This window comes from Aquibium carbonis (assembly GCF_003970795.1).
GTDB classification, from domain to species: Bacteria; Pseudomonadota; Alphaproteobacteria; order Rhizobiales; family Rhizobiaceae; genus Aquibium; species Aquibium carbonis.
In genome coordinates this window covers 16,618-28,137 of the sequence record NZ_RWKW01000021.1, presented here as the reverse complement: position 1 = coordinate 28,137, position 11,520 = coordinate 16,618, and the positions used below count along the sequence as shown (strand labels likewise).

General features: G+C 68.5%; 5 protein-coding genes. 2 read left to right on the top strand and 3 right to left on the bottom strand.

The genetic code is table 11. The features are described 5' to 3' along the window. Positions 1 to 183: hypothetical protein (locus EJC49_RS25940; RefSeq protein WP_210211757.1), on the bottom strand; the 183-nt coding region annotated here is incomplete at its 3' end. A 100-nt stretch (positions 184 to 283) separates the two neighbouring features. Further along, a complete protein-coding gene (locus EJC49_RS26035; RefSeq protein ID WP_245453292.1) occupies positions 284 to 892 on the bottom strand; it encodes a thermonuclease family protein in 609 nt (202 codons plus the stop codon). Positions 893 to 1,136: 244 nt separating this feature from the next. On the opposite strand from EJC49_RS26035, the gene EJC49_RS06265 reads away from it, so the two are divergent. Then, positions 1,137 to 2,099, top strand: coding sequence for a glycoside hydrolase family 25 protein (locus EJC49_RS06265; RefSeq protein ID WP_126698611.1), 963 nt, complete (start codon positions 1,137 to 1,139; stop codon positions 2,097 to 2,099). A gap of 33 nt (positions 2,100 to 2,132) precedes the next feature. Here the strand turns inward: EJC49_RS06265 and EJC49_RS06260 are convergent, their stop codons facing one another. Beyond that, positions 2,133 to 2,636: a DUF992 domain-containing protein gene (locus EJC49_RS06260; protein WP_126698610.1), complete on the bottom strand. Its 504-nt coding sequence runs from the start codon at positions 2,634 to 2,636 to the stop codon at positions 2,133 to 2,135. Positions 2,637 to 2,929: 293 nt separating this feature from the next. On the opposite strand from EJC49_RS06260, the gene EJC49_RS06255 reads away from it, so the two are divergent. Beyond that, a complete protein-coding gene (locus tag EJC49_RS06255; RefSeq protein WP_126698609.1) occupies positions 2,930 to 11,515 on the top strand; it encodes a glycoside hydrolase family 94 protein in 8,586 nt (2,861 codons plus the stop codon). Positions 11,516 to 11,520 lie beyond the last annotated feature (5 nt).

Genomic DNA, 11,520 nt, shown 5'->3' with positions numbered 1-11,520 from the left:
CGAGACGAGCAGCGCGATGATGCGCCTCAGCGTCCGATCGTCCAGCCCTCCCTCGTCCATGCGCGTGCCTCCGAAAACCAGCCGCCATTGTGGAGTGGGCGCCTCGGGGCGTGGATGGAAAGCGGGTGAAATTCGTGGAAGCGGTTGATTTCGTTGGCGGTGGTGGTGCGGGATGTCCAGCAAGGGCAACGGCATCGGCGGGGCGCACGGTGCCATGGTGCGTCTTTCGAGGCTCACCCACCGGACGGCGGGTCTGGCGTGCGACTGTCCGGGCCGGAGGCTGTCAGCCGCACCAGCTCTCCCGGCGGCCGTTCCAGGGGTGCGCGAGACCTTCCGCCACGAGAACGTCGCCGAGCGACTGGCCGCCGCGATGCAGGGTGCGCAGCTTGCGGCCGTAGCGGTCCTCGTCGCGCCCCGCGGCGCGCAGCTCGAACGGGCCGTCGTTGAGCAGGGCCTGCAGCCGCAGCGTCGCGCGTTCGCCGAGCCGCCGTTCGGCCGCACATTGCGGGCTCGACACCTCCGGCGTGTTGATGTCGGCCAGCCGGATCTTGGTGCCGCCGAGCCAGATCGTGTCGCCGTCGACGACGCAGTCGATGCGCGCGCCCGACCCGCAGATCGGGAAGCGGCGGGCGGCGACGGAAACGACCGGCGCGGTGGCCGCCGCCTCGCCGCGCATGGTTTGGGACGGGAGGTAGAGGCCGACGAGCCCGTCGCCCGGGGACGATGCCGGCCAGAGCGAGCGCCAGTTGGCTGCGATCGCGAGCGCGACGATCACCGCGACGGCGATCACGACACGGATCAGGATCGTTCGTGCCTTGCCGGCTTGCGGCGACGGCTGCCTGAGGCGGTCACGGTCGCGCCTCGCCTTTTTCAGATCGATGACGGGGTCCAAGAGATGTCTGCCTTCGGTTTCCACCGACAGGATGGAGGCGGGGTGCCTGCGATGGGGTTAACGGGGGACGGAACGCGGGCGAGGGGACCGTTCACGCAGCGGTGATGACCGGAATTGTCATCGGGGACGCGAATCGTGGCTCCGAATCATTCGGATTCAGACTTTGTTGGTAATTGTCTGTTCACTTCGCTGGAAGGCTCGGCCGCGTTGGTCGCCGTGTGTTCAGTCAGCCGTGTGTATGCGTATGTTGCGTAACTCCTTGCCCGCGACCCTTCTCCTGACGCTGTCGCTCCTCGCGGGGTGCTCGTCGAGGACCGGATTCGAGGATCTCGTCCCAAGACCGTCCAACGAGGTGACGAGTTCGATCTCGAAGCCGCAGGCCCCCGTGTCCGAGCCGCAGGCATCGCCGGTGGCCGAGGTGCTGACCTTCGAGGAGACGGTCGAACCGCCCGTGCAGACGGCGCTCCTGTCGGCGCCGATCCCGTCGCCAGCGTTGAATGCCTTCAAGGACAAGGTGGTCAAGCCGCAGCGCTTTCGCGATGCCCATCCCATCAATTTCGGGCCGAGGACGCCGCGTGACCACGCCGTTCATGGCGTGGACGTGTCGCGTTGGCAGGGCAAGATCGACTGGTCGACGCTGCGCTCGCAGGGCGCGAACTTCGTCTGGATCAAGGCGACGGACGGCGGCGACCATCTCGACCCGATGTTCCGGACCAACTGGGACGAAGCCGCCAAGGCCGGCGTGCCGCGCGGCGCCTACCATTTCTTCTACTGGTGTCGGGACGCGGCCTCCCAGGCCGACTGGTTCATCCGCAACGTGCCGAAAGTGAAGGGTGCGCTGCCGCCGGTTCTCGACGTCGAATGGAACCATCTGTCGGCGTGCAAGAAGCGCCCCGATCGCAAGACCGTGGTCAACAAGATGCGCGTCTTCATGGAGCGGGTGGAAAAGCATTACGGCCAGAGGCCGGTGATCTACGCGACGCCGGATTTCTACAAGGAAAACCTGCAGGGCGAATTCACCGACTATCCCTTCTGGGTGCGGGCGGTGGCCGAACACCCCTCGAAGGTCTATCCGCAGCGCAACTGGGTGTTCTGGCAGTATTCGGGATCAGGCCTGTCGCAGGGCGTCAATGGCCGGATCGATCTGAACGTGTTTCGCGGCGACGAGAAGCAGTGGCGCGAATGGCTGGCGAGGAACGCGGGATGACCGGGTCGCATCGCCAGCCGAACCTGTGTGGCCTCAGTTCGCGGCCGTCAGCGTTACCGAGGTTCCCGTCGCGGCGAGGTTCAGGCCGGTCTGGCCGGTCACGCTGACCAGCTGGAGGTGGACGGAGCCGGTCGTGCCGCCGACCATCACGTTCGCGCCGACGCCGACGCCGGCCGTCGCTTCCACCGTGGCCCCGCGATAGCGGCCGCCCAGCGAACCGGAATGGTAGCCCGCGGTGGGCGCGAACACGGCCCAGACCAGACGTCCACGCGTGGTGAAGCCGAGATCGACGCCGAGCTTGCGGATCGTGCCGGCATAGTTGTCGCTCACTCCACGACCGCTCGGCTTGAAGACGCAGTCGAGTTCCTTCGCCGAACCGAGCACGTAGCCGATGCCGCCGCCGATCTGGCAGTCGAGCACGCCGATCCGGACGCCGCCGGACGGTCCCGCGTCACGGTAGAGCGGCGCGTCGGCCGCGTGGGCGAAGGAGGCGGTGGCAGCGATGAGGGCCGCGGACGCGGCGAGATGCAATTTCATGTTTGTCTCCGTTTGAACGATTGAACAATTGCGGGCGGATCGAGGAAAAGTTCGCGGTCATTGCTCCCGGATTGCGGCCGAATCTCGGCAGGCCGATGGCGATCCCCTGGCAAGGTCCTGGGCACACGCATTGCGGGAAGCCGGCTCGTCATATTGCGCTGCACGTCTTCTAGCAGATTGAAATAATTAGTGTCGAGCCTCCCGATACTGCAGTGCAACGAACTGCGGTAGGAGTCGTTTGCGTCGGTCCAACTCTGGCTGGAGCCGATGCCATTCATACGGAATCCTCATCCATGACCATTCGGACCGATACGGTTCGTCTTTCAGACGCTCGCGCCGACGACATCGGCGATGGGCTTCCAAACCGTCGCCTGCCGTCCCGCGACGACCTTGAACTCGAGCGCATCGGCGCCGAGACGGCACGGGGCGATAACGCGCTGTTTCCGCCGCCGCGGATCATCGACGTGGGAACCGAAACCCTGGCCGCCGCCAAGCGCATCCATGCCGTGGTGACGGTGATGAACAAGGCGCGGGCGGACGACGAGCAGTTACCGCCGGCGGCGCAATGGTTGCTCGACAACGCCTATGTCGTGGAAGATGCGGTCCGCCAGGTCCGGCGTGACCTTCCCAAGCGCTTCTATCGCGAGCTTCCGCAGCTCGATCTCGCAGACGGAAAGGCCGCGCCACGAGCCCTGGCGATCGCCTGGGCCTTCGCCAACCACGGCGACGGCGTGATCGGCGCGGCGCGCTTCGAAGCTTTCGTACGCGGCTACCAGTCGGTCCAGCCGCTGATGATCGGCGAACTCTGGGCGCTTCCGTCGCTGCTTCGCTACGTGCTTCTGATCAATCTCGACCGCGTCGCCACCGACACCTATCGGAGCTACCGGGAGCGCAAGATCGCCAACGAGCTTGCCGATCGGCAGGCGGGCGATCCCGGTTCCGACGCCATCGCGCAGCTTGCGTTCCGCCGAGACAATCTGCGCGACACCGCCTTCGCCAGCCAGATCGTCTTTCGCCTGCGCGATGGCGCGCGCAATGCCGGCTCCGCGCTGGAATGGCTTCGCGTCGAACTCGAACGCCTGGGCACGGACCCGGAGCAGGCCGCGTTCCTCGAGCAGCAACGTCTGTCGGCGGGCAACGCCATGGCCGGCGTCACGATCCGGGGCCTGCGCCGCGTCAACGACATCGACTGGACGCTGTGGTTCGAGGGGCTGAGCGCGGTCGACGCCATCCTGCGCGACGGGACCGACTTCGCCGCGCTCGATTTCGCCTCGCGCGACCAGTATCGCAAGGCGGTCGAGGGGCTCTCCAAGCGCGCCCGCGTCTCGGAGGCCGACGTGGCGGCCAAGGCCGTGACGCTGGCGGCCGAGCGCGGCCAGGCCGGCGGCAACGGCGATGTCGGCCAGCTTCTCGTCGGCGACGACAGGCCGGTGCTCGAAAAGGCTTTCGGCGTCGGCTCGCCGCTCGGGCAGCGGTTCCGATCCTTCTACCGGACGACCGGATGGGCCGGGATCGGCGTGCCGGTGCTGCTGGTGATGGCGATCCTGACGATCGCTGCGGCTGCCGGCCTCGAACGGCTCGGCCTCGGCACCGGCGCCATCGTGCTGCTTCTGTTGTTCTTTGCCTTTCCCGCAAGCGAGGCGGCGCTCGGCCTGTTCAATGCGCTGGCTGCGCTCCTGGCGCCGCCGCGCAGCCTCGTCGGCTACGAGTACAAGGCCGGCGTGCCCGCCGATGCGCGGACACTCGTGGTGGTGCCCACCCTCATCGGCACGCGCGACGAAGTCGACGAGGCGGTGCGCAACCTCGAGGTTCACTATCTGTCGAACATGGAGGGCGAGATTCACTTCGCCATCCTGTCGGACTGGCCCGACGCATCGGTCGAACAGGCAGAGGGCGACGCTGAACTGCTCGACCTGGCGCGTGCGCGGGTGGACGACCTGAACCGCAAGCATCCGCGCGAGGGCGCGCCCCGCTTCTTCCTGCTGCACCGGCGCCGGGTCTGGAGCGCAGGCGAGGGCTGCTGGATGGGCTGGGAGCGCAAGCGCGGCAAGCTCGAGGAACTGAACGCCCTGTTGCGCGGCGATGCCCACACGACCTATCTCGCGCATGATCCCCGCCTGCCGATGGACGTGCGCTTCGTCATGACGCTCGACTCGGATACGCGGATGACGCGCGACGCGGTGCGCCGCCTGGTTGGCAAGATGCAGCACCCGCTGAACCGCCCGGTCATCGACGCTGCCCGCCGTCGCGTCGTTTCCGGCCATGCCATCCTGCAGCCGCGCGTCACGCCCTCGCTGACGACCGGCGACGAGGCCTCGCTGTTCCAGCGCGTGTTTTCGGCCAATCGGGGCATGGACCCCTATGTCTTCGCGGTTTCGAACGTCTACCAGGACGTCTTCGGGAGCGGGAGCTTCACCGGCAAGGGCCTCTACCAGGTCGACGCCATGCGCGCGGTGCTGGAAGGCCGTATCGAGGAAGGAACGGTCCTGAGCCACGACCTGCTCGAGGGCGCTTGGGCGAATGCCGGTTTCGCCAGCGATGTCGAACTCGTCGAGGATTACCCGACCCGCTACACGGTGGACGCGGCGCGTCACCACCGCTGGACCCGTGGCGACTGGCAATTGCTGCCGCTGCTGTTTTCGCCGTCCTCGGGCGTTCCGGGGCTGTCGCGCTGGAAGATGATCGACAATCTGCGCCGCTCGCTGATGCCGATCGCCTGGATCGCGGCATCGTCGGCCGGCTGGGCCGTGCTGCCGCTGCGCGAGGCGCTGCTGTGGCAGGCGGTGCTGATGGTCTGCCTGTTCTTCGCCCCCACCGTGGAGGTGATCCGCGCGCTCATCGTGCGGCCCCGCCAGACGTCCTATCGCGGGCATGTCCGGGCCGCCGGCGGCGACTTCGTCGCGGCCACCGGGCAGGTCGTGCTGTCGGTGGCGTTTTCGGCGCACATCGCCAGTTCGATGGCCGACGCCATCCTGCGCACGCTCTACCGCATGAGCGTCAGCCGCCGCCGTCTGCTGGAGTGGCGCACGGCCTCGCACACCGCCCGCGCCGCCAAGGGCGGTCTCCTGTCGCACCTCCTGGAGATGTGGGGCGTGGTGCCCGTCGTGGCGCTCGCCCTGCTGCCGGCCCTCCTGGCCTGGGGCGCGCCCACCGACTGGCTCGCCGTCGCCTTCGGCCTGTTGTGGCTGTCCTCGCCGGTCATCGCCTGGGCCGTGAGCAGGCCGCTTGCGAGCGAAGAACGGCTGGCCATGAAGGACGAGGTGCGGACCGAGTTGCGGATCGCGGCGCGGCGAACATGGCGGTACTTCGAGACCTTCGTCACGGCGGAACACAACATGCTGCCGCCCGACAATTTTCAGGAAGCGCCGAGCCCGGTGGTCGCCGCGCGCACCTCGCCGACCAATGTCGGCATGTATTTCCTGTCGGTGATCGCGGCCCGCGACTTCGGCTGGATCAGCCTGGCGGAAGCGGTCGAGCGCGGCGAGCGGACGCTTGCCGTTCTCGAACGCCTGCCGCGCCATCGCGGACATCTGTTCAACTGGTACGATACGCGCAGCCTGGCGCCCCTCGCGCCGCGATACGTCTCGAGTGTCGACAGCGGCAACCTTGCCGGCCATCTCCTGACGCTGGCCGCCGCCTACCGCGCCTGGGCCGAGGCACCAGCGATTCATCTCCATGGCGATTTCGGCGGAATCTCCGACGTGACCGGCGTCCTGGAAGAAGCCCTGGCCGACATGCCCGACGATCGCCGCTCGCTGCGCGCCCTGCGCCAGCGGCTGATCGACCGGCTGGACGGCATGCGCCGCTCGGTGGACGCGATCCTCGCGGAGCCGGCGACCGCGTCCATGGCGGTCGTCACCCTGCCGGTCGTGGCCGCCGAGATCCGCAAGCTCGCATCGGCACTGCATGCGGAAACGGCGACGTCGAAGAGCCGTCACCTCCTGGATTGGGCAATCGCGCTGGAAGACACCTGCGCGGCGCACGTCGCCGACGTCGAACTCGACGACATGGGCATCGCCGACCTGCGCAAGGCGATGCTGGGGACGGCGGAGCGCGCGCGCCGCTTCGCGCTGGAGATGGATTTCTCCTTCCTGCTGCGCAAGGACCGGAAGCTTTTGTCGATCGGCTACCGGGTCGACGAGGACGAGCTCGACGAAGCCTGCTACGATCTGCTGGCCTCGGAAGCGCGGCTCACCAGCCTGTTCGGCATCGCCAAGGGCGACCTGCCGACCGAACACTGGTTCAGGCTCGGTCGCCCGCTGACCGAGATCGCGTTCCGCGGCGCGCTCGTCTCCTGGTCGGGCTCGATGTTCGAGTACCTGATGCCGCCGCTGGTCATGAAGGAGCCGCTCGGCGGCCTGCTGAACCAGTCGAGCAATCTCGCGATCCGGAGGCACATCGCCTACGGGCGGGCCCATGATCTGCCCTGGGGCATTTCGGAAGCGGCCTACAGCGCCCGCGACCAGGACATGAATTACCAGTACCAGGCCTTCGGCGTGCCGGGGCTCGGCCTGAAGCGGGGCTTGGCCGAGAACATGGTCGTGGCGCCCTATGCGAGCTTCCTGGCGGCCCAGTTCGAGCCATCCACGGCCGCCGCGAACCTGCGCGAACTGCGCCGGCTCGGGGCGCTCGGCGCCTATGGCTACATCGATGCCGTCGACTTCACGCCCGAACGCCTGCCGGCCGGCAAGACCCACGTGCTGGTGCGCAATTACATGGCCCATCACCAGGGCATGTCGATCGTCGCCATCGGCAACGCCATCCTGAACGGCCGCATGCGTGACCGCTTTCACGCCGACCCCCTGATCGAGGCCGCCGAACTCCTGCTTCAGGAAAAGGCGCCGCGGCAGATCGTCAACGTGGTCGGCCGCGAGGAAGAGGGGCCGACCCGCATCAAGGCGGCGACCGCAGGACGCAGCGCCGACATCCGCCGTTTCGAGGTCCCGGCGAATGCCCCGCATTCCGGCTCGGTCCTGTCGAACGGGCGCTACGGCGTCTTCGTCACCGCGCAAGGAACCGGATACAGCCGCTCCGGCGACGTGACCGTGACGCGTTGGGCAGGCGATCCCTCGGAGGATCGTTCAGGCAGCTTCGTGCTTTTGACCGATGTCGCCAGCGGCGACTGGTGGTCGGCAACCGGCGCGCCCAAGGCCCATCCGGCCGAGCGTGCGGAGACGATCCTCGCCGATGATCGGGCGACGTTCCGGAAATGGATCGGCACGCTGCGGTCGGAGGTCGATGTCATCGTTCTCGGCGAGGGCGACGGCGAGGCCCGCCGGGTGACGCTCGTCAACGAGGGGCTGGAGGACAAGGTCATGGACCTGACGTCCTTTGCCGAGATCGTGCTGGGGGACGCCGCGGGCGACAGGAGCCACCCGGCTTTCGCGAAGATGTTCGTGCGCACCGAGATCGCGGCCGACCGGAGCCGGCTCTACGCGATGCGCAATCCGCGCTCGCCGGGCGAGCCGGCGCCGGTTCTGGCGCATGTCGTCACCGCCGAACCGGGCATCGTTCTCGACCATCAGGCCGAGACCGACCGCCGCGCCTTCATCGGTCGTGGCCGCGACATCGCCGATCCGGCCGCCATGAGGCCGGGAGCGACGCTCGCGGGGGGCGCCGGTTTCGTTCTCGATCCGGTGGCGGCGTTGCGCTGCCGCGTCAGGGTGCCGGCGGGCAAAAGGACGGTCGTCACCTTCTGGACCGTCGTCGCGCCGACGCGCGCCGAGACGGATGCCCTGGTCGAACGGCTTGTCGATGCTCAGGCTTTCGACCGGGAGGCGGCGCATGCCTGGACCCGTTCCCAGATCCAGACCCGCCATCACGGCTTGACCCTCGTCGAGGCGGCGGGCGCGCACAGGCTCGCCGGTTTTCTGCACTTCGCCGGTTCCGCCTTGCGAGCCGCACCCGACGTCGTGTCGCAGGGGCTGGGATCGCAGGCGTTTCTCTGGCCCGCTTCCATTTCCGGCGATCATCCGATCGTGGTGCTGCGCGTCACGGGTCCGGACGATTTCGAGGCCGTTGCGACCGCATTGCGGCTGCATGGCTACCTGCGCGCACGCGGGGTCGTTTTCGATCTCGTCGTGCTCAACGAGGAACTGCCGAGCTACGCCCAGGATTTCCAGCAGCAGCTCGAACGCCTCTGCTCGGCCGAACGCCTGCGCCAGGACGCCCATGGACCGGGCCATCACATCTTCGCTCTGCGCGCCGACCGACTGGAGCCGGAGACGTTCCGGACCATCGTCGCGGCCGCACGGGTGCTGCTGAACGCCCGCAACGGAACGATCTTCCAGCAACTAGAGCGCGCCGAAACCCTCACGATGGAGCAGGCGCGGCAGCGCCGGGCGCTGCCTCCCGTCGCGCCTTGGACGGAAGTCGCGCCGGACCAGGCCGCCGCCGACCAGCGCTCGACCCTGTCCGACACGCTCGACTTCTGGAACGGCTTCGGCGGTTTCGACGAGGACGGCCGCGACTACGTGGTGCATCTGGACGGCGACCGGTGGACGCCGCAGCCCTGGATCAACGTGGTGGCCAACGCGGCCTTCGGCTTCCAGGTTTCCGCCGAGGGCGCGTCCGCCACCTGGAGCCGCAACAGCCGGGACTTCCAGCTGACGCCGTGGTCGAACGATCCCGTCACGGATCGCCCCGGCGAGGGGTTCTACATCGTCGATCGCGACACCGGGCAGGCATTTGCGCCGACCGCGAGCGTCTTGCGCGATCCGCAGGCGACCTACGTCGCGCGCCACACGCAGGGCCTGTCACGGTTCTGCCGTCGGCGGGGTCAGCTCGACGTCGAACTGACCCAGCTGGTCGACCCTGCCGATCCGGTCAAGGTGTCGACCCTGACGATTGCCAATGGCGGGTCGGAGCCGGCCCGGCTGCGCGTCTATGCCTATGCCGAGTGGGTGCTCGGCGACAGCCGGTCCCGAACGTCCGCGACGGTTCTTCCCGGCTGCGAGCGCGACGAGGGCATTCTCACCGCGCGCAACCCCTACAGTATCGACCACGCCGACCGGGTGTCGTTCCTGTGCGCGGATGTCGCCGACGTCGCGATGGGCTGCGACCGCGCCGAATTCCTCGGTCGCGGCGACGTCCGCTCCCCGGCCATGGTGCTCTGCGGCGACAGGCCCGCAGGCCGGGTCGAAGCCGTCGGCGATCCCTGCGCCGTGATCGCGCGGGACATCGTGGTGGCGCCGGGCGAGACCCGGCAGGTGTCGTTCATGCTGGGCGATGCCGGTTCCCGGGGCGAGGTGCTCGACCTCGTGCGCCGTCACCGCCAGATCGCGCCCCAGGATCGCGAGCGCCGGGTTCGGGCCGAGTGGGACGGCTTCGGACGGACCCTGTCGGTGGCCACCCCCGATCCCGCATTCGACCACATCGTCAACCACTGGCTCGCCTATCAGGTTCTCGCCTGCCGGGTGCGCGCGCGCGCCGCCTTCTACCAGGCGAGCGGCGCCTACGGATTCCGCGACCAGCTGCAGGACACGCTGGCGCTGCTGCTTCACGATCCGTCGCTCGCCAGGGCGCAGATCCTCAGCGCCGCGTCACGGCAGTTTCCCGAAGGCGACGTCCAGCACTGGTGGCTGCCGGACGGGCCCGGGGTGCGAACGCGGATCGCCGACGACGTGGTGTGGCTCGCCCATGCCGTTTCCCGCTATGTCGAGGTGACGGGCGACGCCTCCATCCTCGAGGAGACGACGCCCTTCGTCGAAGGAGCCACGCTGAAGCCGCACGAGCATGACGCCTTCTTCCGGCCGGGCATCTCGTCCGAACGCGTGACCCTGCGCGAGCATTGCATCCGCGCCCTCGATCTCGCGGTCGCGCGCACCGGGGCGTCGGGCCTGCCGCTGATGCTCGGCGGCGACTGGAACGACGGCATGAACCGCGTCGGCGAGGCAGGCCGGGGCGAGAGCATCTGGCTCGGCTGGTTTCTGCTGAAGACGCTGCGCGATTTCGCGCCGATGGTCGCCGAATCGGATCCCGGGCGCGCCCGGGACTGGCTTGCCCATGCCGACCGCCTGCAGTCGGCGCTGGAAACGCATGGCTGGGACGGGGAGTGGTATCGCCGGGCGATCGACGACGACGGCACGCCACTCGGTTCCAGCCAGTCGGACGAATGCCGGATCGATTCCATCGCGCAGTCCTGGGCGGTGCTGTCGGGTGGCGCGACGGAGGAGCGTGGCCGCATGGCGGTCGCCTCGGCGATGCGCGAACTGGTCGACCCGCAGGCCCAGGTGGCGCGGCTGTTCTCGCCGCCTTTTGCCGAGACGACTCGAGACCCCGGCTACATTCGCGCCTATCCCCCCGGCGTGCGTGAGAACGGCGGCCAGTACACCCATGCCGCCGCCTGGCTGGTTCTGGCCCTTACGGAACTCGGACAGTCTGAGGATGCGTATCGCCTCTTTTCGATGCTCAACCCGATCAACCACGCGCTCGACGCGCAGGCGGCGGAACGCTATCGCGTCGAGCCCTATGTGGTCGCGGCGGACGTCCATTCCGGACCGGGGCAGGACGGACGCGGTGGCTGGACCTGGTACACGGGCTCGGCCGGCTGGCTCTACCGCGCGGCGGTGGAAGGCATTCTCGGAATCCGGCGCATGGGCGATCGCGTCCTCGTTCGCCCCAGCCTCCCGCCAGCCTGGAACGGCTTCGAGGCTGTCCTGCGCCTCGGCGCGGCGACCTGGCGAATCGAGGTGCGGCGCGGCGCAGTCGCGGCGACGACCGTGGACGGCGCGGAAACCGATGGAAGCTTTCCGATTGCGGTCGAGGGCGACCATGTCGTCACCGTGATCGTCGCTGCGGCAGGCGACCAGCCGCTGCTGGCGGATCAGGGCGCGGCGTTCGCCGGGTCCTACCCGTCCGCTTCCCACAAGGCAGCCTGAGGCCT